Source organism: Martinezella tropici (assembly GCF_008370325.1).
Classification (GTDB): domain Bacteria; phylum Pseudomonadota; class Alphaproteobacteria; order Rhizobiales; family Rhizobiaceae; genus Rhizobium; species Rhizobium tropici_B.
In genome coordinates this window covers 456,322-481,103 of the sequence record NZ_VNIP01000001.1, presented here as the reverse complement: position 1 = coordinate 481,103, position 24,782 = coordinate 456,322, and the positions used below count along the sequence as shown (strand labels likewise).

19 protein-coding genes and 1 pseudogene are annotated in these 24,782 nt (G+C 61.5%); 3 read left to right on the top strand and 17 right to left on the bottom strand.

Annotated elements, in window-relative coordinates; translation table 11 throughout:
- Positions 1–69 precede the first annotated feature (69 nt).
- Positions 70–945 (bottom strand): SMP-30/gluconolactonase/LRE family protein, encoded by an 876-nt coding sequence (locus tag FP026_RS02400; protein WP_149633025.1) that lies wholly within the window; start codon positions 943–945, stop codon positions 70–72.
- Positions 946–1,210: 265 nt separating this feature from the next.
- Here FP026_RS02400 and FP026_RS02395 point away from each other — a divergent pair, with 265 nt between their 5' ends.
- Complete coding sequence (locus tag FP026_RS02395) at positions 1,211–3,280, top strand: ATP-dependent helicase (protein WP_149633024.1); 2,070 nt, start codon at positions 1,211–1,213, stop codon at positions 3,278–3,280.
- Positions 3,281–3,508: 228 nt separating this feature from the next.
- On the opposite strand, the gene mmsB is transcribed toward FP026_RS02395, so the two are convergent.
- From mmsB to FP026_RS02355, 8 genes are all read right to left on the bottom strand, one after another.
- Positions 3,509–4,390 (bottom strand): 3-hydroxyisobutyrate dehydrogenase, encoded by an 882-nt coding sequence (mmsB, locus tag FP026_RS02390; RefSeq protein ID WP_149633023.1) that lies wholly within the window; start codon positions 4,388–4,390, stop codon positions 3,509–3,511.
- Between the two features lie 19 nt (positions 4,391–4,409).
- Positions 4,410–5,471, bottom strand: coding sequence for an enoyl-CoA hydratase/isomerase family protein (locus FP026_RS02385; protein WP_149633022.1), 1,062 nt, complete (start codon positions 5,469–5,471; stop codon positions 4,410–4,412).
- Between the two features lie 39 nt (positions 5,472–5,510).
- Positions 5,511–7,106 carry a GMC family oxidoreductase gene (locus FP026_RS02380; RefSeq protein WP_149633021.1) on the bottom strand — a complete coding sequence of 532 codons (1,596 nt, stop codon included), beginning with the start codon at positions 7,104–7,106 and terminating at the stop codon, positions 5,511–5,513.
- Between the two features lie 161 nt (positions 7,107–7,267).
- Positions 7,268–8,251 carry a branched-chain amino acid ABC transporter permease gene (locus FP026_RS02375; protein ID WP_149633020.1) on the bottom strand — a complete coding sequence of 328 codons (984 nt, stop codon included), beginning with the start codon at positions 8,249–8,251 and terminating at the stop codon, positions 7,268–7,270.
- A 1-nt stretch (position 8,252) separates the two neighbouring features.
- Entirely contained in the window at positions 8,253–9,140 is an 888-nt protein-coding gene (locus tag FP026_RS02370) for a branched-chain amino acid ABC transporter permease (protein WP_149633019.1), read from the bottom strand.
- Between the two features lie 3 nt (positions 9,141–9,143).
- A complete protein-coding gene (locus tag FP026_RS02365; RefSeq protein ID WP_149633018.1) occupies positions 9,144–9,845 on the bottom strand; it encodes an ABC transporter ATP-binding protein in 702 nt (233 codons plus the stop codon).
- A 2-nt stretch (positions 9,846–9,847) separates the two neighbouring features.
- Positions 9,848–10,630 carry an ABC transporter ATP-binding protein gene (locus FP026_RS02360; protein WP_149633017.1) on the bottom strand — a complete coding sequence of 261 codons (783 nt, stop codon included), beginning with the start codon at positions 10,628–10,630 and terminating at the stop codon, positions 9,848–9,850.
- A gap of 15 nt (positions 10,631–10,645) precedes the next feature.
- Positions 10,646–11,854, bottom strand: coding sequence for an ABC transporter substrate-binding protein (locus tag FP026_RS02355; protein ID WP_149633016.1), 1,209 nt, complete (start codon positions 11,852–11,854; stop codon positions 10,646–10,648).
- A 172-nt stretch (positions 11,855–12,026) separates the two neighbouring features.
- On the opposite strand from FP026_RS02355, the gene FP026_RS02350 reads away from it, so the two are divergent.
- Entirely contained in the window at positions 12,027–12,953 is a 927-nt protein-coding gene (locus FP026_RS02350) for a LysR family transcriptional regulator (RefSeq protein WP_149633015.1), read from the top strand.
- A gap of 6 nt (positions 12,954–12,959) precedes the next feature.
- Here the strand turns inward: FP026_RS02350 and galE are convergent, their stop codons facing one another.
- From galE to FP026_RS02330, 4 genes are all read right to left on the bottom strand, one after another.
- Complete coding sequence (gene galE / locus FP026_RS02345; protein ID WP_149633014.1) at positions 12,960–13,994, bottom strand: UDP-glucose 4-epimerase GalE; 1,035 nt, start codon at positions 13,992–13,994, stop codon at positions 12,960–12,962.
- A 426-nt stretch (positions 13,995–14,420) separates the two neighbouring features.
- Positions 14,421–15,587, bottom strand: a complete 1,167-nt coding sequence (locus FP026_RS02340; protein ID WP_149633013.1) for a pyridoxal phosphate-dependent aminotransferase — start codon at positions 15,585–15,587, stop codon at positions 14,421–14,423.
- A 146-nt stretch (positions 15,588–15,733) separates the two neighbouring features.
- Positions 15,734–16,159 (bottom strand): large conductance mechanosensitive channel protein MscL, encoded by a 426-nt coding sequence (mscL, locus tag FP026_RS02335; RefSeq protein ID WP_149633012.1) that lies wholly within the window; start codon positions 16,157–16,159, stop codon positions 15,734–15,736.
- Positions 16,160–16,413: 254 nt separating this feature from the next.
- Positions 16,414–16,980, bottom strand: a complete 567-nt coding sequence (locus FP026_RS02330) for a TetR/AcrR family transcriptional regulator (RefSeq protein ID WP_149633011.1) — start codon at positions 16,978–16,980, stop codon at positions 16,414–16,416.
- A gap of 138 nt (positions 16,981–17,118) precedes the next feature.
- Between FP026_RS02330 and FP026_RS02325 the strand changes: the two genes are divergently transcribed.
- Positions 17,119–18,330 carry an MFS transporter gene (locus tag FP026_RS02325; RefSeq protein WP_149633010.1) on the top strand — a complete coding sequence of 404 codons (1,212 nt, stop codon included), beginning with the start codon at positions 17,119–17,121 and terminating at the stop codon, positions 18,328–18,330.
- A gap of 8 nt (positions 18,331–18,338) precedes the next feature.
- On the opposite strand, the pseudogene FP026_RS02320 reads toward FP026_RS02325, so the two are convergent.
- The 4 genes and pseudogenes from FP026_RS02320 to FP026_RS02305 all read right to left on the bottom strand — a co-directional run bounded on the left by FP026_RS02320 (position 18,339) and on the right by FP026_RS02305 (position 24,321).
- Positions 18,339–18,781: pseudogene (locus FP026_RS02320) on the bottom strand (YybH family protein).
- A 101-nt stretch (positions 18,782–18,882) separates the two neighbouring features.
- The gene (locus FP026_RS02315) at positions 18,883–21,093 is read right to left on the bottom strand and encodes a 3-hydroxyacyl-CoA dehydrogenase NAD-binding domain-containing protein (protein ID WP_149633009.1); all 2,211 of its coding nucleotides are present in this window, start codon (positions 21,091–21,093) and stop codon (positions 18,883–18,885) included.
- A 13-nt stretch (positions 21,094–21,106) separates the two neighbouring features.
- Positions 21,107–22,315, bottom strand: a complete 1,209-nt coding sequence (locus tag FP026_RS02310) for an acetyl-CoA C-acetyltransferase (protein WP_149633008.1) — start codon at positions 22,313–22,315, stop codon at positions 21,107–21,109.
- A gap of 209 nt (positions 22,316–22,524) precedes the next feature.
- Positions 22,525–24,321, bottom strand: a complete 1,797-nt coding sequence (locus tag FP026_RS02305) for an acyl-CoA dehydrogenase C-terminal domain-containing protein (RefSeq protein ID WP_149633007.1) — start codon at positions 24,319–24,321, stop codon at positions 22,525–22,527.
- Positions 24,322–24,782 lie beyond the last annotated feature (461 nt).

Genomic DNA, 24,782 nt, shown 5'->3' with positions numbered 1-24,782 from the left:
CATGTCCGTCAGCCGGACGAGAGCATGCCAAGCAAAGTGCGCTGCGAGCGCCATCCGGAGTAAAGCGCCTCAGGAAATGGACGGCATATGCAACGGCAGGCCGGGACGGGGCGCCGTTATCTTCTCTATGACACCCTTCTCCTGTTCGCTGACGAGCAGGTGCTTGCCGTCGACGGTGAAGGCGATGCCGCCCGGCCGCGTGCCAATGGTGCGGATATGGCCGGCCATCATCCCCTCGGTATCGATCAGACAAATTTCGCCAAGGCCGGTCATGGCACAATAGAGCGTGCCGCTGCGATCGAAGGCAAGGCCCGATGGCCCGCGCAGTACGTTTACCGCGGGCGACCTCATCGATTGCGCGAACATCTCCTGTCGCCCGCCGACGATCTGCCGATGGATTTTTCCGGTCAACGTCTCGCTGTAGTAAAGCAGCCCGTCAGGCCCGAAGGCGATGCCGCTTGCAAGCAGCAGGCCGGCGGCCAGGACGCGGATCACGCGGCCTTCGGCGGGATCGATCTGATAGACGCAGCCATTATAGGCAGCCTTGAAAAAATCCGGATGGATATGCCCTCTTTCCAGCAGGTCGGTGAGGCGGATGCCGGAATCGGTCATGTAGAGCAGGCCGTCAGGCCCGAAAGCGAGCGCGTTCGGATGAAGAAACGGGCCGTCGGCGCTCCCCTCTATCACCTGGCGGATCTTCCCCTGCGGCGAGAGCTTGATGAGCGAATTCTCCGGGCCGCCGGCCACCCAGAAGCAGCCGTCACCGTCGATCGCGATTCCAGTCGGGCTGCCGCCGATCCGACACAGCTCCTCATAGGCGCCGCTCGTATCGAAAAGCTTCAGATAACGGCGACTTGGGTCCGTCTCAACAAGCGCGATGCGCCCATCCGGCAGAGCCACCAGTCCGCCAGGCAGGCGCAGCCCAGTGGTGATCGTTTCGTTCATATTCGGAAACCTTCACTCAACGCACTGCGAAAACCCATACTCAAAGTGCCGCGCCATAATGATATATAAGAACGAACGAAGTTCTTTCGAGCCGCCTCGGCCAAATCCGAATGAAATTCTTGCGCAAAACTTCGCATCGAGGAGGGAATTTTCCCAAACTTGACAGGTCCGGTCGATTCGGAACATCCATAGAACGCTCAGATATTTTCACGCCTGCGATTCGTCGCGTATCGCGCCCGGCTTCCTCGCCCATCCAGGAGAATTGATGACTGCCGCCTATCTGGAAAAATTGAACCCGGAGCAGCGGCTGGCGGTGGAACACGGCACGACAGCAGACACCGGCCACGTCGCCGGACCGCTGCTCGTCATCGCCGGAGCCGGTTCCGGCAAGACGAATACGCTTGCCCATCGCGTGGCGCACCTGATCGTCAGGGGCGCCGATCCGCGCCGTATCCTGCTGATGACCTTCTCACGCCGCGCCGCCGCCGAGATGGGCCGCCGCGTCGAGCGCATCTGCCGCGAGGTGCTGGGGGCCAATGCCGGCATCACCGCCGATGCGCTGGCCTGGAGCGGCACGTTCCACGGCATCGGCGCTCGCCTGCTGCGGGATTATGCCGAGCAGGTCGGCATCGATCCGGCCTTCACGATCCACGACCGGGAAGATAGCGCCGACCTGATGAATCTTGCGCGCCACGACCTCGGCTTTTCCAAGACGGAGAACCGCTTCCCGACCAAGGCGACCTGCCTTGCCATCTATTCGCGCTCGGTCAATGCGGAAGCGCCGCTCGACGGGGTGCTGCGGGATTTCTTCCCATGGTGCGCCATGTGGGAGCAGCAGCTGCGCGATCTCTTCGCCTGTTATGTCGAGGCGAAGCAGGCGCAGAACGTGCTCGATTACGACGACCTGCTGCTCTACTGGGCGCATATGCTGCAGGAGCCGCTGATCGCCGAGGATATAGGCAGCCGCTTCGACCATGTGCTTGTCGACGAATATCAGGACACCAACCGGCTGCAGTCTTCCATCCTGCTGGCTCTCAAACCCGACGGCCGGGGATTGACCGTCGTCGGCGACGATGCGCAGTCGATCTATTCCTTCCGTGCCGCGACCGTGCGCAACATTCTCGATTTCCCCAAGGCCTTCACGCCATCGGCCGATATCGTCACGCTCGACCGCAATTATCGCTCGACGCAGCCGATCCTTGCCGCCGCCAATGCCGTGATCGACCTTGCCTCCGAGCGCTTCACCAAGAACCTGCGCACAGAGCGGCAAAGCACGGAGCGCCCGCGGCTGGTGACGGTTCGTGACGAGGCCGATCAGGCGCGCTACATCGCCGACCAGGTGCTGGAAAATCGCGAGAGCGGCGCAAGACTGAAGCAGCAGGCCGTGCTCTTCCGCACCTCCAGCCATAGCGGCCCGTTGGAGGTGGAGCTCACCCGGCGCAACATTCCCTTCGTCAAATTCGGCGGCCTGAAATTTCTCGACAGCGCCCATGTGAAGGACATGCTGGCGGCGCTGCGCTTCGCGCAAAACCCGCGCGACCGCGTGGCAGGCTTCCGGCTGATGCAGCTCCTGCCCGGCGTCGGCCCATCGACGGCACAGCGCGTGCTCGACCAGATCGGCGAAGAGGCGAGCCCTATCACGGCACTCACGGAACTACCGCCACCTCCACGCACCGGGGACGACTGGACCGCTTTCGTCGAGACGATGCAGGAGGTCAAAAGCGGCAAGGCCGGCTGGCCGGCGGAAATCGGCCTGGTCCGCCAATGGTATGAGCCGCATCTGGAACGCGCGCATGAGGATGCTGCGACACGCCAGGCGGATCTCGTCCAGCTCGAACAGATTGCCGCGGGCTACAGCTCACGCGAGCGTTTTCTCACCGAACTGACGCTCGATCCGCCCGACGCCACCAGCGATCAGGCCGGCGTGCCGTTGCTCGACGAGGACTATCTGATCCTCTCGACCATTCATTCCGCCAAAGGCCAGGAATGGACGAAGGTCTTCATCCTCAACGCCGTCGACGGCTGCATCCCCGCCGATCTCGCCGTCGGCTCATCCGCCGAGATCGAGGAGGAACGGCGCCTGCTCTACGTCGCCATGACCCGGGCGAAGGACAATCTCGATCTCGTCATTCCACAGCGCTTCTTCGTGCATGGCCAGCATGCGCAGGGCGACAAACACGTCTTCGCCTCCCGCACACGCTTCATCCCGGCGACATTGCTGCAGTTCTTCGAGGTTTGCGGCTGGCCGCAGGCGCGGGCCGAAAGCCCCGCCGCCATCCGGGCGAGGCAGGTGCGCGTCGATGTTGGTGCGCGGATGCGTGGCATGTGGCGGTGAGTTGAGGTTATTGAGGGCGGCAGGTCAGGCATGTTCTTTGATACCGCATCTTCGTGCGTGCCCCTCACCCTAGCCCTCTCCCCGCTCGCGGGGCGAGGGGACGACCTCGCAACGCAATAAGCCTCTCTTCCAGCCGAATTGATAGGGCACAATTCCCCCTCTCCCCGCGAGCGGGGAGAGGGCCGGGGTGAGGGGCAACCTTGCACCCCGCCAGCTATCCGGCAATCCTCACTTTGCCTCCCGAAACATCTCGATAATCGCTGAAAAATCACGCCCGCCATTTCCAAGCTTTTCGAAGAGCGCGTAGAGCTGCGCCGCCTCCGCACCCAAAGGCGTGGACGCGCCGCTGGAGAGAGCTGCTTCCTGCGACAGGCGCAGGTCCTTCAGCATCAAGGCGGCGGCAAAACCCGGTTTGTAATCGTTGTTGGCTGGCGAGGTGGGCACCGGGCCGGGCACGGGGCAATAGGTATTGATCGACCAGCACTGACCCGAGGAGGTCGAGGCGACATCGAAGAGAGCCTGATGCGAGAGGCCAAGCTTTTCGCCGAGCACGAAGGCTTCGCAGACGCCGATCATGGAAATGCCGAGGATCATGTTGTTGCAGATCTTCGCGGCCTGGCCGGCGCCGGCATCGCCACAGTGAACGATCTTTTTGCCCATCACCTCGAGCAGCGGCTTGGCGGCGGCGAAGCTTTCCGTCGACCCGCCGGCCATGAAGGTCAGCGTGCCGGCAGCCGCTCCGCCCGTGCCGCCGGAAACCGGCGCATCAAGAGAAAGGCAGCCAACTTCGCCGGCCATCGCATGCGCCTTGCGGGCGCTGTCGACGTCGATGGTGGAGCTGTCGATCAGCAGGGTTCCCTTGGGCACGGACCGCAGCACATCGGCCCAGACGGTCAGGACATGCTGGCCCTTCGGCAGCATGGTCACCACCGCTTCGGCATCGGCCAATGCCTCGGTCAACACGTTGGCGGCCTTCACGCCCGTCGCTTCGGCTGCCTTCAGCACATCATGCGAGAGGTCGAACCCGGTGACGACATGGCCGGCCTTGACGAGATTGGCGGCCATCGGGCCTCCCATATTGCCGAGCCCGATGAATGCGATCCGTGTCATGATGTTTTCCTCCCACCATTCATTGTGTCGCGAAAAGCGGCGGCTGCGCCGCTATGAAAAAGCGATCGATATCGCCCGAAGTCACCTCCGAAAGGCTCGCCGGCGACCATTTCGGATTGCGGTCCTTGTCGATGACGGCGGCGCGCACGCCTTCGTAGAAATCGTGATTATACAATATGCCCATGCAGGCGCCGAGTTCACGATTGAGGCATTCGGCTAGATCCGCACTCGCCCTTCCCGCCCTGAGCAGCTGCAGCGTCAACTTCAAGCTCGTCGGCGAGCGGCTGGCGAGCGCGCCGACGGCCTCAGCGGCAAACTCTGAGGGTTCGCTCGCCAATGACTGCAGGATGCCTTCAACCGTATCGCCGAAAAAGGCGCGGTCGATCATATCGCGGTTTGCCGCAAGCCTGCTTTCGCTTGCTTCCGTGGCCATTGTTTTAATCAGCGCATGCACGTCTGCGGCAGAGGCCGAGAGGGGAAGCGACGCGACCGCATCGACCAGGGCCGGCAGTTCCGAGGACGGCACGCAGTGATCGGCAAAGCCGGCATGGATCGCATCGGCGGCACCGATCGCGAGGCCGGTCAGCCCCATCCAGGTCCCTGCTTCGCCCGGCGCGCGCGGCAACAGCCAGGTGGCGCCGACATCCGGGAAGTAACCGATGCCGGTTTCCGGCATGGCAAGGCGCGTACGCTCGGTGACGACGCGATGGCTGCCATGCGCCGAGAGGCCGACGCCGCCGCCCATGGTAATGCCATCCATCAGCACGACATAGGGCTTGGAATAGCGCGAAATGGCATGATTGAGCCGGAACTCCTCGCGCCAGAAGGTTTCCGCTCCGTCGGAACCCTCCTTGCCGCTCTGGTGCAGCAGGCGGATATCACCGCCGGCACAGAAGCCGCGCTCCCCCTCGCCCATGACGATGACGCTCGCGACTGCGGGATCGGCGGCGAAATCTTCCAATGCCGAAGCGATGGCTCGCACCATCAGCAGCGTCAGGCTGTTCAGCGCCTTGGGTCGATTTAACCTGATGATGCCGGCCGATCCGCGCCGCTCGATGATGACCTCGTCGGTGCTGTCCATGCAAATCTCCTGTCTCCGTTTCCGTCCATCAATAGGCCTTCATCGGTTGTCGGCAAGGATCATCTCGGCGGCCTTTTCGGCGATCATGATGGTTGGCGAGTTCGTATTGCCCGACGTGATCGACGGCATGACGGAGGCGTCGGCGATGCGCAGCCTTGCCAATGCCCGCAACCGCAGGCGGGGATCCACGACACTTTGGGCGTCGCCGCCCATGCGGCAAGTGCCGACCGGATGGAAAATCGTCGTGCCGATATCACCGGCAGCGCGTTCCAGATCCGCATCCGTGTCATAGGCCGGACCGGGCCTGAACTCCTCTGGCTTGAAGCGGGCAAAAGAGGGCTGCGCCACGATCCGCCGCGTCAGGCGAATGGAGCGCACGGCAATTTCCCGGTCACGCGCGGCTGAGAGATAGTTCGGGCTGATGGCCGGCTGCATGGCGAAATCCGGGCCGCGCAAGTGCACGGAACCGCGGCTTTCGGGGCGGAGATTGCAGACGCTGGCGGTGATCGCCGGAAAGGGGTGAACGGGATCGCCGAATTTATCGAGCGAGACGGGCTGCACATGATATTGCAGATCCGGCGTTTCCTTGTCCGGCCCGGAGCGTGTGAAGATGCCGAGCTGGCTCGGCGCCATCGCCATCGGACCTGAGCGGCGAACGAGATATTCGAGGCCGATCGCCGCCTTGCCGATCAGCTTCGTCGCCTTCTCGTTCAGAGTGGGGACGCCGGTGACCTTGTAAGCAAGGCGAAGCTGCAGATGATCCTGTAGATTTTCGCCGACGGACCGGACCTCGCGCACGACCTCGATGCCAGCCTTGCCGAGCACATCGCCATGGCCGATGCCCGAAAGCTCGAGAATATGCGGTGAGCCGATGGAGCCGGCTGAAAGCACGGTCTCCTTGTTCGCATAGGCGCGCTTCGCCACGCCGTCATGCTGGAATTCGACGCCGGTCACGGCATCGCCCTCGACGATCAGGCGCCGGACCTGCGCCTTGGTGTAGACGGTGAGATTGCCGCGCTTCATCGCTGGACGCAGGAAGGCCTTCGTCGTGTTCCAGCGAATGCCGGAGCGCTGGTTGACGTCGAAATAGCCGGAGCCTTCGTTGTTGCCGCGATTGAAATCCGCCGTCTCGGGGATGCCGGCCTCCTTGGCAGCAGCCTGAAAGGCATCGAGCACGGCCCAGCGCACGCGCGCCTTCTCGACCCGCCACTCGCCACCGGCGCCGTGCACCTCGTCCTTGCCGCGATAGTGATCCTCGGACTTGATGAAATAGGGCAGCACATCGTCCCAGCCCCAGCCGGCGCAACCGAGCTGGCGCCAGAGATCATAGTCTCGAGCCTGACCGCGCATGTAGATCATGCCGTTGATCGAAGAGCAGCCGCCGAGCACCTTGCCGCGCGGATAGTTCAGCGACCGGCCGTTCAGGCCCGCTTCCGGCGACGTGGTGAAGCACCAGTCGGTGCGGGGATTGTTGATGCAATAGAGATAGCCGACCGGAATGTGGATCCAATGGTAGTTGTCATTGCCGCCGGCTTCCAGGAGCAGCACCCTGTTGTTGCGGTCGGCCGAAAGCCGGTTGGCCAGCACACAGCCGGCACTGCCGGCACCGATGATGATGTAGTCGAAGCGATCCATGTCCAAACTCAGTAGTTCCCTCTCCCCGCCTGCGGGGAGAGGGCTAGGGTGAGGGGCTAGGAGGTACGGCAAACCCGGCTTCCCGATCAACTTCGAAATAGCCCCTCATCCGCCCTTCGGGCACCTTCTCCCCGCCTGCGGGGAGAAGGAAAATCAAGCGGTCACCGCCGATATTCGAACCCCAGTTTCCGTCCCAGCCGCGAGGCATAAAACTCGCCGACGATGCCGCGGCGGAAGAGCAGGACGCAAACCATGAAGACGATGCCGGTGATGATGGTGACCGGGAATTCCGAAGTGGCGAGATAATTCTCCAGCGTCGCCACGAACCCAGCACCGAAAAGCGGTCCGATCAGCGTGCCGATACCACCGAGCAGGGTCATGAGGATGACTTCGCCCGACATCTGCCAGGCGACATCGGTGAGCGTCGCGAACTGGAAGACCAGCGCCTTGGCCGCGCCGGCAAGCCCGGCCAGCGCCGCCGACATAACGAAGGCGCCGAGCTTGTAATGCGCGACGGAATAACCGAGCGAGATCGCCCGCTGTTCGTTTTCGCGGATCGACTTCAGGATCATGCCGAAGGGCGAATTGATGAAGCGCCAGATGATCAGCACGCCGATCAGAAACACCGCAAGAACGAAGTAATACATATTGAAGGAGTTATTGAGATCGAGGACGCCGAAAAGGTAGCCGCGCGGCACCGACTGAATGCCGTCTTCCCCATGGGTGAACGAGGCCTGCAGGCAGAAGAAATAGAACATGTAGGACAGCGCCAGCGTGATCATGGCGAAATAGATGCCCTGCCTTCGGATGGCGACGAAGCCCATGACGAGGCCGAGCAGCGACGCGCCGGCAACGCCGATCAAAATGCCGAGTTCGGGTGGGAGGCCCCATTCCTTCACCGCATGGGCGGTGAAATAGGCTGCCCCACCGAAGAAGGTGGCGTGACCGAAAGAAAGCAGGCCGGCATAGCCGAGCAGCAGATTGAAGGCGCAGGCAAACAGCGCGAAGCAGAGCACCTTCATGACGAAGATCGGGTAGATGAAGAACGGCGCCCAGATCAAGCCGACGAGGCCGACGACCAAAAGCAGCTTCTGTACGGAAAGCTTCGGACGCTCCTTGGAACTCAAGCTGATCAATCCAGCCATATCACGCCTCCCGACCGAAGAGGCCCGCGGGCCTCAGAAGCAGCACGATCGCCATGATTACGAAGATGACGATATTTGAGGCTTCCGGGTAGAAGACCTTGGTCAGCCCTTCGGCGATCCCGAGCATATAGCCTGTCACGATCGCCCCCATGATCGAGCCCATGCCGCCGACGACAACAACGGCAAAGACGATGATGATCATGTTCGATCCCATCAGCGGCGAGACTTGGTAGATCGGCGCGGCCAGTACGCCGGCAAAGGCCGCAAGCGCCACGCCGAAGCCGTAAGTCAGCGTCAGAAGCACCGGCACGTTGACGCCGAAAACCTGGACGAGTGTGGAATTCTCGGTCGCGGCGCGCAGATAGGCGCCAAGCTTGGTCTTCTCGATCAGAAGCCAGGTGCCGATGCAGACCACCAGCGAGGCGATGACCACCCAGCCGCGATAGACGGGCAGGAACATGAAGCCGATATTTTTCGCGCCCGCCAGTTCCGTCGGGACGGCATAGGGCTGGCCCGAGGAGCCATAGAGATAGCGGAAGGTTCCCTCGATGGTCAGCGCCATGCCGAAAGTGAAGAGCAATCCGTAGAGCGGATCGATCTTGTAGAGCCGCCGCAGGCAGAACCGCTCGACCAGCGCCCCGAACAGGCCGACGATCAGCGGCGACACAACGAGGGCGGGCCAATAGCCGATGCCGGCATAGGCGAGCAGCAGATAGGCTGTGAAAGCCCCGAGCATATAGAGCGCGCCATGGGCGAAATTGATCACCCGCAGCATGCCGAAGATGATCGCAAGACCGAGGCTCAGCAGTGCATAGAAGGAGCCATTGATGAGACCGATCAGCAATTGACCGAGAAGGGCCTGGGCAGGGATGCCGAATATCGTCGTCATGGCTCAGACCCCCAGAACCTTGTGCAGCATATCCATGCGCTCGGACAGTTCGCCGACCGGGAATTCCGAGACCATCTGGCCGTGATCCATCACATAGAAGCGATCGGCTATGCGGCTGGCGAAGCGGAAATTCTGTTCGACGAGCAATATGGTCATGCCGCGGCCTTTAAGCTTCTGCAGGACTTCGCCGATGCGCTGGACGATGACGGGCGCAAGGCCTTCGGTGGGTTCATCGAGCAGCAGCATGCGGACGCCGGTACGCAGGATGCGCGCCATGGCGAGCATCTGCTGTTCGCCACCCGAAAGCCTCGTGCCGACACTGTTACGCCGCTCATGCAGGTTGGGAAATAGCTCGAAGATCTCGTCGAGCGTCATGCCGCCTGAGGCTACGACCGGCGGCAGCATCAGGTTTTCATAGACACTGAGCGTCGAGAATATGCCGCGCTCCTCCGGCACGAAGCCGATGCCCTGATGCGCCGTCTTGTGCAGCGGCACCTGCATCATGTCCTTACCGGCAAAGGCGATCCTGCCCCTGCGGGCGCGGACGATGCCGACAATGGTGCGCAGCGTCGTCGTCTTGCCGACGCCGTTACGGCCGAGGATGGTGATGGTTTCCCCCTCGCCCACACGCATGTCGACGCCATGCAGGATATGGCTTTCGCCATACCAGGCATTGAGGCCCTGAACGTCCAGAAGCGGTGCCATCGTCAAGCCTCCTCCGTGCCCATATAGGCTTCGCGGACGCGCGGGTCGCGGCTGACCGTTGCATAATCGCCCTGGGCCAGGATCTCGCCACGCTGCAGGACTGTGACATGGTGGCAAATATCGGCAACGACGGAGAGATTGTGCTCCACCATGAGCACAGCCCTGTCGCGCGCGACATCGCGGATGATGGCGGAGACGGTATTCACATCCTCCAATCCCATGCCGGCCATCGGTTCGTCGAGCAGCAGCACCTTAGGATCGAGCGCAAGCGTGGTTGCTATTTCCAGCACGCGCTTGCGGCCATAGGAAAGATCGGCGGCGATGGCATCGCGCTCCTTCGAGAGACCGACGGAGGCAATAAGTTGTTCGGCGCGCGCATTGAGGCTGTCGAGGGCCGACAGCGGCCGCCAGAATTGGTGGGCGAGATTGCTCGGCCGCTGCAAAGCGACGCGGACATTGTCCAGTACGGTCAGATGCGGGAAAACGGCCGAAATCTGGAAGGAGCGCACTAGGCCCATGCGCGCAACCTTGTCAGGTCTTGTCTTGGTAATATCGGTGCCGAGCAGCGTGATGGTCCCATGCGTCGGCTGCAGGAACTTGGTGAGCAGGTTGAACACCGTCGTCTTGCCGGCGCCGTTCGGGCCGATCAGCGCATGGACGCGGGCATGCTGCACGTCGAGATCGACATTCTTGACGGCGGTGAAGCCACCGAAATCGCGGCGAAGTCCCCGGGCGGACAAAACCACCCGAGGCTCTTCATGCAGATGTGTCGCGGACATCGCCATAAGCTGGTCTGCGCCCTATTGCTTGACGAGATCGCAGCCGCTCTTGGCCGGATCGATATAGGCTTCCTTGCCCGGGATCGTCGCCAGCACGTTGAAGTAATCCCACGGCTCCTTGCTCTCTTCCGGCTTTTTGACCTGAAGCAGATACATGTCGTGGATCATGCGGCCATTGGCGCCGACCGTGCCACCGCGACCGAAGAAATCATCGACCGGCATTTCGTGCAGCTGCTTGGCGACGGCCTCGGTATCGTCCGTGCCGGCCTTCTGCACCGCCTTCAGATATTGCGTGACAGCCGAGTAGGTGCCGGAATGGATCATGTTCGGCATCTTGCCGGTGCGGGCAAAGAAGCGCTTGCCGAATTCGCGGCTCTTGTCGTCGAGGTTCCAGTAATAACCTTCCGTCAGCGTCAGGCCTTGTGCCGCCTGCAGGCCGAGGCCGTGGACTTCGGCGAGCGTGAAGAGGAGTGCGGCCAGATGCTGTCCGCCCTGGGTGATACCGAATTCGGAGGCCTGTTTGATGGCGTTCGAAGTGTCGAGACCGGCATTGGCAAGGCCGATGACCTTGGCGCCCGACGATTGGGCCTGCAGCAGGAAGGATGAGAAATCATTCGTCGACAGCGGATGGCGGACGGAGCCCAGGATCTTGCCGCCGCTTGCCTTGACGAAATCACCGGTCTGCTGCTCGAGAGAGTAGCCGAAGGCATAGTCGGCGGTCAGGAAGAACCAGGTGTCGCCACCCTGCTTGACGAGCGCACCGCCGGTGCCGACGGCCAGGGCATGCGTGTCATAGGCCCAATGGAAGCCATAGGGCGAGCATTGCTTGCCGGTGAGATCGGTCGTAGCCGCGCCGGTGACGATATCGATCTTCTTCTTTTCCTTGCCGACCGCCTGCACGGCGAGCGCGACCGATGAGGTCGTCAGCTCCATGATGGCGTCGACCTTTTCCTGGTCATACCATTGGCGGGCGATGTTGGAGGCGATATCGGGCTTGTTCTGGTGATCGGCGTTAACGATCTCGATCGGCACGCCGAGAACCTTGCCGCCGAAATCCTCGGCAGCCATCTTGGCGGCCTCTACCGACGATTTGCCGCCGAAATCCGCATAGACGCCGGACTGGTCGTTGAGGATGCCGATCTTGACGACACCATCGGACGGGCCGGCGGCGAAAGCCGCGGTGCCGGCTGCAAGCAGAAATGCAAGGGATGCAATAAGACTCTTTCGCATGTCCTCTCCTCCCAGAGATTTGGCAAAAACGAATCTGTTCAAAATTGGCCAGCCGCTTTCCTCAAAACGACTTTTCTCGACGGGCAGGATCACGGAATTCGTGCGTTGACGCAAGTCGCGATTGCAACTAATTCCAAACAAGGTCTGTTCATTTTTGAACAGAGGAGGATGCATGAAGCGCACACCGCACTTTACCTGGGACGATCTGCAGTTTTTCCTCGCCGTCGCGCGAACCGGGCAACTTTCAACCGCGGCGCGACAATTGCGCAGCAGCCACGCCACGGTCTCGCGCCGCATCGACCGTTTGGAATTCGCCTTGAAAGTCAAGCTCTTCGAGCGTAATCCGCGCGGCTACATGCTGACCAGCATGGGACAGCGCTTCGTCGATACGGCCGAGCATATGGAGCAAGAAACGGAACGTCTTCGCGCCGATCTTTCCGCGGGACCAGCGGCACAACGGGGTGTCGTGCGCATCAGCGCGCCGGAGGGGTTTTCCAATTTCTTCTTCACCGGCGTTCTGCCGGAATTCACCGCGAAACATCCGAATATTTCGCTTGAGCTAATCACCATCCAGCAGATCATGTCGCTCTCGCGCAAGGAAGCCGATATCGTCGTGGTGCTCGACCCGCCGAAGGCCGGACCCTACTTCACCGAGAAACTGACGGACTACCACCTACAGGTCTACGGATCGCGTGATTACCTCGCCCGCCATCCGCCAATCGAAAGCCGCGACGACCTGCCTGACTTCGCCTTCATCGGCTATATCGAGGATATGATCTTCGCGCCGGGCCTGGATTATCTCGATGACGTCCATCCGCGCATCAGGCCGCAATTCCAGAGCTCGAGCATCTTCGCGCAGCTGACGGCGACGAAGAACGGCCAGGGGCTGTGCGTGCTGCCGTTTTTCATCGCCGGCAAGCATCCCGATCTGCAGGTCGTCCTGCCGCATGAGGTGGATCTCAGGCGCCACTACTGGATCACATGCCACCGCGATCTGCGTCAGTCGCCACGTGTGCGCACTGTCATCGATTTTCTGGCGGAAGCCGTGCGCAAGAACGCGCCGGCCTTTTTGGGACCCTGGCGAGCGACCGACGGCTGACGGCTATCAGATGCTTGGTGCCGCAAAGACCTTTTGCAGGCCGCCCGCATCGAATCCCGCGCGCTGGGCTAGGTGGAGCTCCCAATCCAGCGACGAGCGCACGATCGTTTCAAGGCTGTTGTATTTCGGCGACCAGCCGAGCTCGCGATGCGCCGCCGTTGCGTCGGCCACAACGCTGGCGGCATCGCCGGGCCGGCGCGGCGCGATATGGATACGGAAGGCGCGGCCATGCACGCGCATCACCATATTGAGCACGTCGAGCACGGAATAGCCTGCACCATAGCCGCAATTGGCGACCAGGGACCGGCCGCCATTGCGCAGATGCCGCAGCGCCAGGAGATGCGCCTCGACGAGATCGCTCACGTGAATATAGTCGCGAACGCCGGTGCCGTCATGCGTCGGATAGTCCGTGCCGTAAATCTCCACCTGAGGGCGACGGTCGAGTGCAGCCTCGCAGGCAACCTTGATGAGGTGGGTGGCACCCTTGGTCGATTGCCCCGCCCGCCCCTCGGGATCGGCGCCGGCTACGTTGAAATAACGCAGCGCCACATAGCGGAAATCATAGGCTGCGGCGGCGTCGCGCAGCATCAGTTCGGACATCAGCTTGGATTGGCCATAGGGCGATTCCGGCCGCAACGGCGCGTCTTCGCTGACCGGTCTGTCCGCCGGCTGCTGGCCGTAGACCGCAGCGGTGGACGAAAAGACGAAATGTCGGATACCAGCCCTGACGGCGGCGCTCATGAGGATGCGGGTCTTGCCGGTATTGTTCTCATAATAGGCAAGTGGATCCTCGATCGACACCGGGACAACGGCCGAACCGGCAAAATGAATGATGGCCTCTATACGGTTTTCAGCGAAAATCTGATGCAGGAGCGCTTCATCGGCGATATCGCCGAGATAGAAGCGTGCAGCCGGCGGAACGGCCCAACGGAAACCCGTCGACAGGCGATCGAGAACCACCACGTCCTCTCCCGCGTCCAGCAATCTCCAGACCATGTGGCTGCCGATATAACCGGCCCCGCCCGTCACCAAGACAGTCATTCTTCGCGTCCCCGCCAAGTCTTACCGGCACCATATGAGGCCGCTTCTCCTGCGAAATTGATTAAAAGCGGACGGGTGCGCGGGAAAGATTGCGGGGATGGTTAGAGTGGGCTTTAGGGGATGGATTGCATTTTACCGATCCGCCGAATTGCGCGATACGGAGAGTGTTCACCCCCTCTGTCACTTCGTGACATCTCCCCCACAAGGGGGGAGATTAGAAACTCGTTGCAGCCTCTCACACCCAATGAGCGTCGTATCTGTTGACGCCAAAGTTTCATCGTATTGCCGGGAGCGGCTGCGAACTCCAAACAATCTCCCCCCTTGTGGGGGAGATGTCGCGTCAGCGACAGAGGGGGGTATCAGAGGTGCGGCAAATCGGAGGGATGCCCTTCAATCGATCGGCATTCACTCACCCGAGGCGAAGGACTACAGTCCCTGAATATACCTACTCAACCTCTCCGCAGCATCCGCCACCTGAACCGGATCGCGCAGGAAGCAGGCGCGCATGAAGAGCTCGCCGCCCAGCCCGAAGGCCGTCCCAGGCGCCAGGCCGACACCGGTCTTGTCAACAATGTCGATGGCAGTCTTGCGGCTGTCGGTGACGCCGTCGATCTTCAGGAAGGAATAGAGCGCGCCATCCGGCTTCAACGTCTGCACGCGATTGGTGGCGATCAGGGCGTCGCAGAGAATGTCGCGCGAGCGAGCCGCCTTCTCGATATTGGAGCGGACGAAATCGTCGCCCTCGTTCAGCGCAGCGACCGCGCCCTTCTGCATGAATTGCGCGACGCCGGAGGTCGAATATTGCACGAGGTTTTCGATCACCTGCCCGAGCTCGGCCGGCGCGACGATCCAGCCGACACGCCAGCCGGTCATCGACCAGTTCTTCGAGAAGGAATTGACGAAGAGGATCTTGTCGTCGGCTTGCTTGACGTCCAGGAAGCTCGGCGCGCGACCGCCGGCATAATAGTAGAGCGCATAGATTTCGTCGGCCATGATCCAGAGATCGTGTTTGCGCGCCAGCGCGAGAATATCGCGAATATCCTGATGGGTCGCCGTCCAGCCTGTCGGGTTGGACGGGGTATTGATGAAGAGGCCTCTGGTTTTCGGCGTGATCGCCGCCTCCAGGCGCCCGAGATCGAGCGACCATTTGCCATGCTCGAACTGCAGCGGCACGGCGACGGAGCGGGCACCGGCAATTTCCAGCGCTGCAGCAATATTCGGCCAGGCAGGGGAGAGATAGATCATCTCGTCGCCGGGAGAGGTGATTGCCTGCACGGAAAGCTGGATCGCCTGCATGCCGGAGCCGACGACGTAGAAATTCTCCATCGGCAGCGAGGTACCGAAATGCCGGCCATAATAATCGGCAAGCGCCTGGCGCAGCTCGGGAATGCCGCGCTGCCAGGTGTAGAAGGTTTCGCCGGCATTGAGCGAAGCCATGGCGGCGCGATTGATGAAATCCGGTGTCGGCAAATCGCCCTCGCCGACCCAAAGCGGCAGCAGGCCTTCGCGGCCGCGGGCATAGTTGACCACTTCGACGATCCCGCTTTCGGGGGCTGCGAGCGCGCGCGGGCTGAGGCTATCTAGAATCGACATGCGAAGTCTCCGGTTTGCGCCTTCATAAAGCAGAGCGGCGGACAAATCCCATGACTTTGCCTTAGTGACCGATCGATTTTGGTGATGAATAAAGCCCCAGTCCTTGTGTGGACCGAGGCTTTTATTAAATAGGATGGGCGAAGCCGTCAGCGTTTCGCGAGAAGATCGCGGATTTCCGTCAGCAGCTGAACGTCGGCCGGCGGCGGTGCTGCCTCGGCGAGCTTGTCTTCCTTGCGCTCGACCTGGGCGCGCAGCGTGTTCACGCCCTTGACCATGAGAAAGATGATCCAGGCGAGGATCAGGAAGTTGATGAGGACAGTGATGAAGTTGCCGTAGGCGAGAACGGCACCCTGAGCGCGGGCGGCAGCAAGCGTCGGCGCATTGACGCCCGAAGAAAGGCCGATGAAGTAGTTCGAAAAATCGAAGCCGCCGAAAATCCTACCGACGATCGGCATGATGATATCGTCAACCAGCGATTTCACGATGCCGCCGAAAGCGCCGCCGATGATCACGCCGACCGCGAGATCCATGACATTGCCTCGGGCGATGAATGCCTTAAATTCATTAAGCATTAAACAGTCCCCTTCGCGTTGCCGTTGAATTCACTAATGATGATTAGCACCATCTTTTTCCTTATTTTTCAACAGCAGATTGGCGAAAACTCTTACTCAGGTCCGAGTATCCCAAGATAATTCCATGGGTTAAGCAATCTATCCGCGCATATCGCCAGCTACTTGTTCGTCAGTTGCGGGCAACGCAACCGAGGCGCCGTCCCACGACAGGTGAACAAATCTTTGATCAGTCGCCTGGCGCTGACTGCCATGCTTCAGGTTTTGAGCGCTCCTTCCGGCATCACTTTCGCAACCAGCTTGCGAACATAATCCGGGCCGGGGGCCTGGTCGAAGAGGATGCGATATATGACCGGTGAGATGACGTGGTCCATCAGTTCCGTCAGAGTCGGAAACGGCTCGCCCTGCTCCTTGGCACGGGCAATGAAAACAGCAAGCTGCTGCTGCGTATAACCGCTGCACTTCTCAGCATTTGCGACGTCGGCGGCCGAAAGAATGTCGCGCAGCATTTGCCGCCCGACACCTGAGGCCATTTCATCGGCATATTGCTCGGCCCAGGCTTCCAGATCCTCGCGGGGGCGGCCGATCCTCGCCGGCTCGCCTTCCGGCTGCAGCCGCGAGGCGGCGACGTCAGCCAAAAGCTCTTGAAGATCGCCCCAGCGACGATAGATGGTAGAAGGCGTGACGTTGGCGCGCTGCGCGATCATAGGGATGGTGATGTCGGCGCGATCCATCGTCGCCAGCATGTCGCGGACGGATTGATGCACCGCCGCCTGCACTCTGGCACTGCGCCCGCCAGGGCGGGGATTTTCTCTGTAGCCCATAAGCCTTTGCCAATCTTTCCCTTTTGCCGCCGGCGAATGACCAGGCGCCATTCACTAAGGCAAATTATTTGCTTTTGTATGTTAGGCATCCTATATGCGCCTAACGCAATCTTTTAGCTTTAGGCTAGGATATAGTCGATGACCGAGCCCAATTCCACCGCCACCACACCGATTTCATCGGCCAGACGTTTGGCGCCGTTCTACTATGCCGCGACGAGCGCGCTGTTCTTCGCCGCCTCATCCGCGCCGACGCCTCTCTACCGCCTTTACCAGCAGGCCTTCGCCTTCTCGCCGATCCTGATCACGGTGATCTTCGCCGTCTATGCCTTTGCGCTCCTCGCCTCGCTGCTGATCGTCGGCTCGATTTCCGACCATCTCGGGCGCCGGCCGGTGATCTTCGCATCGATCCTCCTCAATATGGTGGCGATGGTGCTGTTTTTAATGGCTAGGGGTCCGGATTGGCTGATTGCCGCCCGCATCGTGCAGGGCCTGGCTACGGGAGCTGCGGCAAGCTCCATCGGGGCCGCTCTCGTCGATCTCGATCCGATCAAGGGATCAATCACCAACAGTCTTGCGCCGCTGACCGGCATGGCGATCGGCGCGCTCGGCACGAGCTTCCTGGTTCAGTTTGCACCGGCGCCGACCCTGCTCGTCTATATCGTCACGCTCGTCCTTCTTATTCTGCAAGCCGTGCTGCTCTGGCTTGTGCCCGAAACGACGCACCGGCGGAGCGGGCTGATCGCATCGCTGAAGCCGGAAGTCGCCGTTCCCCAACAGGCGCGCCGGACGCTGCTGGCGCTGACGCCGATCAACGTCGCCGTCTGGGCGCTCGCCGGCTTCTATCTGTCGCTGGTGCCTTCGCTCGTCAGCACGACGACCGGCAGCACGGCGCCGCTGGTCGGCGGCTCCGTGGTCGCGGCCTTGACGATCAGCGGTGCGACGGGCGTGTTCCTGCTGCGCGAGAAGTCCACCGCCATGATCATGAAGTTCGGCATACCAAGCATGACGCTCGGCATACTGACTGTTATCGCCGGCATGCATGTGGCCGAAGTGTCGATCCTCGGGCTTGGGACGTTGATCGCCGGCGCCGGCCTCGGAGCGACTTTTCTCGGCACGGTGCGCAGCATCATGCCATTGGTGAAGCCAGACGAGCGCGCCGGGCTGCTTTCGGCCTACTATATCCAGAGCTATCTCGCCTTCAGCTTGCCCGCCATCCTGGCCGGCTTCCTGTCGAAGGCGCTCGGATTTGCCGAAGCCGCCGATATCTACGCGGCGGCGATCCTTCTGCTCTTCGGCTGGGGCGTGCTGGCGTTGCGCACCGGTCGAGAAAAGCCATTGAGTATATCGTAAGATTATACTTACGGTTTGAGCCCAAGTTCGGCAAGGCCGCTGCCATCCATCGCAAACGGCACCGACGTATGCTCGTGAACGATCTTCCAGATGCCTGCCTCCTTTCTGAGGCCGAGTGTCTGGCGAAACCATAGATCGACATCGATGCCGTCCGTCTTCCTGCCGGTCATATGCACAAGGCCTGTCCAGAAGGCGACATCCTCGCCGACGGTCAACCTGACGTCGACGGCATCGCCGCCGATTGGCCCCCCCAGGTCGAAAACCAGCCCCGCAGGCCTTTTTCGCCCTTGCCCTTGTGTACCAGAGGCGCCGCCAGGGTGAAGCTGACGACATCGTCGCTTAAGTGCCCGACGACGCCGGCGGCGTCCTTGTTGCCAAGAGCGGACATCCAGCCTGCAAGCATCGCGTTGATGGCTTCGGCCTCGTGGCGATTGCCGATGATCTCGATCATATCATTCTCCTCGGTTTGATGGACACAAGCAGAGGACGGACGAAAAGAGCCGCTCCCGACAGGAGCGGCCCGTTATTTTGGGTCAGCTGTGGCTTATTGCCTCAAGCTGCTTTCTGGGTGCCATAGGGATCGAAGCGTCCGTAGAAGGTTTCGCCCTTTGCGGCCATGTCCTTCAGCAGCGCCGTCGGCTGGAAATGCGGGCCATAAGCGGCTGCCAGCTTTTCGCAGAGTTCGACGAAAGCCTTGACGCCCATGCCGTCGATGTAGGACAGCGCGCCGCCGGTATAGGGAGCGAAGCCGAAGCCGAGGATGGAGCCGACATCGGCCTCGCGCGGATCGGTGACGATGCCTTCCTCCATGGTGCGGGCCGCCTCGAGCGCGATGGTGACGAGGAAGCGCTGCTTCAGCACGCCGACATCGACCGCATCGGCCTTCTTCTGCGGATAGAGATCCTTCAAGCCCGGCCAGAGCGACTTCTTGGCCGGCTTCGGCGGATAGTCGTAGAAGCCCTTGGAATTCTTGCGGCCAAAACGCCCCTCGCCTTCCACGAGACCGCTGATCAGCTGCATGTGACGCGGGTCGACCGCCTTCTCGCCGAGATCGGCGACGGTCGCCTTCAGGATCTTGTAGGAAAGATCGATGGCGACTTCGTCGTTGAGCGCCAGCGGTCCCACCGGCATGCCGGCCATCTTGGCGGCATTCTCGATCATGACGGCCGGCACGCCTTCGATGAGCATGTCGTAGGCTTCGTGGATGTAGCGGAAGACACAGCGATTGACGAAGAAGCCGCGCGTGTCGTTGACGACGATCGGCGTCTTCTTCATGGCGGCGACATAGTCGAGCGCGACGGCCAGCGCATGGTCGCCGGTTTCCTTGCCGAGGATGACCTCCGTCAGCATCATCTTTTCGACCGGCGAGAAGAAATGAATGCCGATGAAATCGGCCGGGCGCTTGGAATTCTTCGCAAGGCCTGTGATCGGCAGCGTCGAGGTGTTGGACGCGAAGACGGCGCCAGCCGGCAGCACGGCTTCAACAGCCTCGATGACGGCCTTCTTGACCTCGCGGTCCTCGAACACGGCTTCGATGACGAGAGCGGCATCCTTGAGATCGGCGTAGTCGGCCGACGGCGTGATGCAGGACAGAAGGGCCGCACCCTCGTCCTGCGTCAGCCTTCCCTTACCGACCGAATCCTTGACCAGCCCCTCGCCGACGCCCTTTCCCTTGGTCGCGGCCTCAATGTCGCGGTCAATGAGTGTGACCGGAATGCCCGCGGCGGCGGTAACGTAGGCGATGGAAGCGCCCATGAAACCGGCACCGACGACACCGACCTTCTTCAGCTCCGTCTTCGGCTGGCCTGCCGGGCGGCGGGCGCCCTTGCCGAGTTCCTGCATGGAGATGAACAGCGAGCGGATCATCGAATAGGCTTCGGTGGTCTGCAGCACATGGGTGAAATAGCGCTGCTCGATCTTCAGGCCGGTATCAAAGGGAACCTGCAGGCCTTCATAGACGCATTTGAGGATAGCGAGAGCGGCCGGATAATTGCCCGATGTCTCGCGGCGCAGGATGGCCGGTGCCGCCGGCCAAAGCTGGGCGGCGGCCGGCGTCCAGATGCCGCCGCCCGGCGTCTTGAAGCCCTTTTCGTCCCAAGGGGCGACGGGCTTCAGGCCATCCTTGATCATCTGCTTGGCGGCCGGGATCAGCTGATCCGGCTCGACCACCTGATGAAGGAGGTTCATCGCCTTGGCGCGTGCCGCCGTTAGCGACTGGCCCGTGGTCATCATCTGCAGGGCGGATTGCGCATCCGTCAGGCGCGAGATGCGCTGCGTGCCGCCGGCGCCGGGGAAGATGCCGACCTTGACTTCGGGCAGCGCGATCTTGACGCTTTTGGCGCTGGAAGCGACACGGCCATGGCAGGCGAGCGACAGCTCGAAAGCGCCGCCCATGCAGGTGCCGTTGATCGCCGAGACCCACGGCTTGCCGCAGGTTTCGAGCTTGCGGAACAGACCGGTCATACGCCCGACGAGATTGAAGAGCTTCTGGGTGGCTGCGGCCGGGTCCTTGGCCTTCTCCTCCTGGTAGAAGGAGAACATGGACTTGATCATCGAGAGATCGGCGCCGCCGGAGAAGGAGGCCTTGCCCGAGGTGAAGACCACGCCCTTGACCGACGCATCGGCGACGGTCGCGTCGATGATGGCGTTCAGTTCTTCCAGGATCTCGGCGGTGAAAACGTTCATGGACTTGCCGGGCATGTCCCAGGTGACGAGCGCGATGCCGTCTGCGTCCGTTTCGACGGTGAAATTCGTGTAGGCCATTGTTTTCTCCCCCTCAGACGCGTTCGACGATCGTGGCGGTGCCCATGCCGGCGCCGATGCAGAGTGTTACGAGCGCGGTGTTGAGATCGCGGCGTTCCAGCTCGTCCAACACCGTGCCGAGGATCATCGCGCCGGTCGCGCCGAGCGGATGGCCCATGGCGATCGCGCCGCCATTGACGTTGATCTTGTCATGCGGAATCTCGAAAGCCTGCATGTAGCGCAGCACGACGGCGGCGAAGGCTTCGTTGAGCTCGAAGAGATCGATGTCGGCAAGCGTCATGCCGCTGCGCTTCAGGAGCTTTTCGGTGACATCAACCGGTCCCGTCAGCATCAGCGCCGGGTCGGAGCCGATATTGGCGAAGGCCTTGATGCGGCCGCGCGGCTTCAAGCCCATGCTTTCACCGCCCGCCTTGGAGCCGAGCAGCACGGCGGCGGCACCATCGACGATGCCCGAGGAGTTACCGGCGTGATGGACATAGTTGATGCGCTCCACTTCCGGATGCGCCTGGATGCCGACGGCTTCGAAGCCGCCCATTTCGCCGGGCAGCTGGAAAGACGGATTGAGCGAGGCCAGCGCCTGCATGTCGGTGCCGGGACGCATATGTTCGTCCCTGGCAAGGATGGTCAGGCCGTTGATGTCCTTCACCGGCACGACGGACTTGTTGAAATAGCCCTTCTCCCAGGCATTGGCGGCGCGCTTCTGGCTCTCGACGGCATAGGCGTCCACGTCATCGCGCGAGAAGCCGTATTTGGTGGCGATGAGATCGGCCGATACGCCCTGCGGCATGAAATAGGCCGGGAAGTTGACCGAAGGGTCCATGAACCAGGCGCCGCCGGACATGCCAAGGCCGACGCGCGACATGCTTTCGACGCCGCCGGCAATTACGATGTCATCGGCCCCTTGCGCGATCTTGGCCGCGCCGAAATTCACGGCATCGAGGCCGGAGGCGCAAAAGCGGGAAATCTGCATACCGGGGGCCCTGGTGGAATAGCCGGCTTCGAAGGCAGCACCCCTCGGAATGACGGCGCCGGCTTCCATGACCGGATCGACGCAGCCCATGATGATGTCGTCAACCGTTTCGGTATCGAGCCCGTTGCGGTCGCGGATCGCCTCCAGCGTCTTTGCGGCGAGGCGCACGGACGGCACTTCGTGCAGCGACCCATCCTTCTTGCCGCGCCCGCGCGGCGTACGCACGTGGTCGTAAATGAAAACCTCGGTCATGTCTCATCTCCCTGTGGCGGCGAGCCGCCCTTCAATTCAGTATATAGCGACCAACGCCGCGAATTCCCCTTCTCCCCTCAGGGAGAAGGTGCCCGCCCCTCGACAAGCTCAGGAGGGCGGATGAGGGGAACCAAGGGCAGCCTTACGGTGCGACGCCCCCTCATCCTGCGCTTCGCGCGTCTTTCTCCCCACCGGGGAGAAGGAAAAACTCAAAACGCTTCCGCCGCTAGTTCCATCATCGTATCGGCGCCGGTTTCGATGCGAGCCTTACGCAGCGCTGTTTCCGGCATGATGCGCTCCATGTAGAACCGCGCCGTGACAAGTTTGTTCTTTAGATAATCCTCGCGCACGCTGTCGCCAGCCGCAAGGCCTGTCTGCGCCGCCTTCGCCATCTTCGCCCACATGTAGCCGAGGACAACGAGACCGAAGAGGTGCATGTAATCGGTCGAGCCGGCACCGGCATTGTCGGGCTTGGCCATGGCGTTTTGCATGAACCACATGGTCGCGGCCTGCACGTCGTTCAAGCCCTTCTTCAGATGCTTGGTGAAGAACGCCATCTGCTCGTCGTTGCGGTTCTCCTCGCAGAAATCGCCGATCTCCTTGAAGAGAGCCATGACGGCGCGGCCGCTGTTCAGCGCCAGCTTGCGGCCGACGAGATCGAGCGCCTGGATGCCGTTGGCGCCTTCATAGATCATGGCGATACGCGCATCGCGGACATACTGGCTCATGCCGTGCTCTTCAATATAGCCGTGGCCGCCGAAGACCTGCTGTGCCATGACGGCGTGTTCGAAGCCCTTGTCGGTCATGACGCCCTTGAGGATCGGCGTCGCAAGGCCAAGGATGTCGTCGGCTGCCTGCCGGTCCTTTTCGTCCGGAGAGCGATGGGCGATATCGGATTTCAGCGCCGTCCACAGCAGGAAGGCACGGCCAGCCTCGTTGAAGGCACGGATGGTCATCAGCGAGCGGCGGATATCGGGATGGACGATGATCGGGTCGGCTTGTCTGTCCGGTGCCTTCGGGCCGGAGAGCGAGCGGCCCTGGATGCGCTCGCGGGCATAGTTGGCGGCATTCTGATAGGCGATTTCGGCGATGGAGAGGCCCTGCAGGCCGACGCCGAGGCGCGCCTCGTTCATCATCACGAACATGGCGTTGAGGCCCTTGTTCTCCGCACCGATCAGGAAGCCCGTGGCCTCGTCATAGTTCATGACGCAGGTGGCGTTGCCGTGAATGCCCATCTTGTGCTCGATCGCGCCGCAGGAGACCGGGTTGCGATCGCCGAGCGAGCCATCTTCCTTGACGAGGAATTTCGGCACGATGAACAGCGAGATACCCTTGGTGCCTTCGGGCGCACCTTCAATGCGGGCAAGAACGAGATGGACGATATTATCGGTCATGTCGTGTTCGCCGGCGGAGATGAAGATCTTCTGGCCGGATATCTTGTAGCTGCCGTCGCCTCGCGGAACCGCCTTGGTGCGCAGCAGGCCGAGATCGGTGCCGCAATGCGGCTCGGTAAGGTTCATGGTGCCGGACCAGGTGCCCTCGACCAATTTCGGCAAGTAAGTCTGCTTCTGCGCGTTGGAGCCGTGGACGAGAATGGCGGCGATCGCGCCCTGCGTCAGGCCCGGATACATCATCAGCGACATGTTGGCAGCCGAGGTATATTCGCCGACGGCGCAGTGCAGCACATAGGGGAGCCCCTGCCCGCCGAATTCCTCCGGCACGGCGAGACCCAGCCAGCCACGCTCGCGATAGGCGCGATAGGCTTCCTTGAAGCCCTTCGGCGTCGAGACCGTGCCATCATCGTGACGCAGGCAGCCTTCCTGATCGCCGGAATAGTTGAGCGGGAAAAGTACCTCTTCCGCCATCTTGGCCGCCTCGCCGACGATCGCCTCGATCATATCGGGTGTGGCATCGGCATAGCCGGGGAGATTGTTATAGCGCTCCAGCCCAAGCACATCGTTCAGGACGAAGAGCGTATCGTTCACCGGGGCCTTATAGACTGGCATTTCTCGAATTCCTCCAATTCGCCGCCGGACCTCAGATTCCGGCCACTGACTATCCTTACAAAATATTGACGTTTGCGTAAACGTCAAATTTCGAGCGCATGTTGAAATTTTGGTGAAGGCGATCGAGGGGCGACAGATACCCACGCAATGCGACCCCCTCTCCTGGCGCCTGAAAGATCCCGCCTGCCCGCAAGAATATCAGGCTGCGGGACAGCAGAACCGAAATAAAAGGTTAAGATATCAGGCAAACTTAACGAGTTGTTTACCACGTTTCGTAAATTGTATGAGTTGAGCAGCAGTGCTTCGCGTCTCTTCAACTTATCCTTCGATAGGCGCGCCGTTTTGCAGCTCGGTTTGAGGAAAGCCAATACATTTATCCCTTTCCAAATGGTGGGATGCGGGCGGTGCGGCAAAGCCACGACGTCTCCTTTCCGTCAGTATGTTGGACCCGGGTGGTCCAT

What these genes read in the sequence shown, in the direction of transcription:
- FP026_RS02305 (WP_149633007.1), bottom strand. Translation starts at nt 24,321, where the DNA reads ATGCCAGTCTATAAGGCCCCGGTGAACGATACGCTCTTCGTCCTGAAC.
- FP026_RS02365 (WP_149633018.1), bottom strand. Translation starts at nt 9,845, where the DNA reads ATGGCACCGCTTCTGGACGTTCAGGGCCTCAATGCCTGGTATGGCGAA.
- mmsB (WP_149633023.1), bottom strand. Translation starts at nt 4,390, where the DNA reads ATGACACGGATCGCATTCATCGGGCTCGGCAATATGGGAGGCCCGATG.
- FP026_RS02375 (WP_149633020.1), bottom strand. Translation starts at nt 8,251, where the DNA reads ATGGCTGGATTGATCAGCTTGAGTTCCAAGGAGCGTCCGAAGCTTTCC.
- FP026_RS02340 (WP_149633013.1), bottom strand. Translation starts at nt 15,587, where the DNA reads ATGTCGATTCTAGATAGCCTCAGCCCGCGCGCGCTCGCAGCCCCCGAA.
- FP026_RS02400 (WP_149633025.1), bottom strand. Translation starts at nt 945, where the DNA reads ATGAACGAAACGATCACCACTGGGCTGCGCCTGCCTGGCGGACTGGTG.
- mscL (WP_149633012.1), bottom strand. Translation starts at nt 16,159, where the DNA reads ATGCTTAATGAATTTAAGGCATTCATCGCCCGAGGCAATGTCATGGAT.
- FP026_RS02330 (WP_149633011.1), bottom strand. Translation starts at nt 16,980, where the DNA reads ATGGGCTACAGAGAAAATCCCCGCCCTGGCGGGCGCAGTGCCAGAGTG.
- galE (WP_149633014.1), bottom strand. Translation starts at nt 13,994, where the DNA reads ATGACTGTCTTGGTGACGGGCGGGGCCGGTTATATCGGCAGCCACATG.
- FP026_RS02360 (WP_149633017.1), bottom strand. Translation starts at nt 10,630, where the DNA reads ATGGCGATGTCCGCGACACATCTGCATGAAGAGCCTCGGGTGGTTTTG.
- FP026_RS02350 (WP_149633015.1), top strand. Translation starts at nt 12,027, where the DNA reads ATGAAGCGCACACCGCACTTTACCTGGGACGATCTGCAGTTTTTCCTC.
- FP026_RS02315 (WP_149633009.1), bottom strand. Translation starts at nt 21,093, where the DNA reads ATGGCCTACACGAATTTCACCGTCGAAACGGACGCAGACGGCATCGCG.
- FP026_RS02310 (WP_149633008.1), bottom strand. Translation starts at nt 22,315, where the DNA reads ATGACCGAGGTTTTCATTTACGACCACGTGCGTACGCCGCGCGGGCGC.
- FP026_RS02355 (WP_149633016.1), bottom strand. Translation starts at nt 11,854, where the DNA reads ATGCGAAAGAGTCTTATTGCATCCCTTGCATTTCTGCTTGCAGCCGGC.
- FP026_RS02380 (WP_149633021.1), bottom strand. Translation starts at nt 7,106, where the DNA reads ATGGATCGCTTCGACTACATCATCATCGGTGCCGGCAGTGCCGGCTGT.
- FP026_RS02325 (WP_149633010.1), top strand. Translation starts at nt 17,119, where the DNA reads ATGACCGAGCCCAATTCCACCGCCACCACACCGATTTCATCGGCCAGA.
- FP026_RS02395 (WP_149633024.1), top strand. Translation starts at nt 1,211, where the DNA reads ATGACTGCCGCCTATCTGGAAAAATTGAACCCGGAGCAGCGGCTGGCG.
- FP026_RS02385 (WP_149633022.1), bottom strand. Translation starts at nt 5,471, where the DNA reads ATGGACAGCACCGACGAGGTCATCATCGAGCGGCGCGGATCGGCCGGC.
- FP026_RS02370 (WP_149633019.1), bottom strand. Translation starts at nt 9,140, where the DNA reads ATGACGACGATATTCGGCATCCCTGCCCAGGCCCTTCTCGGTCAATTG.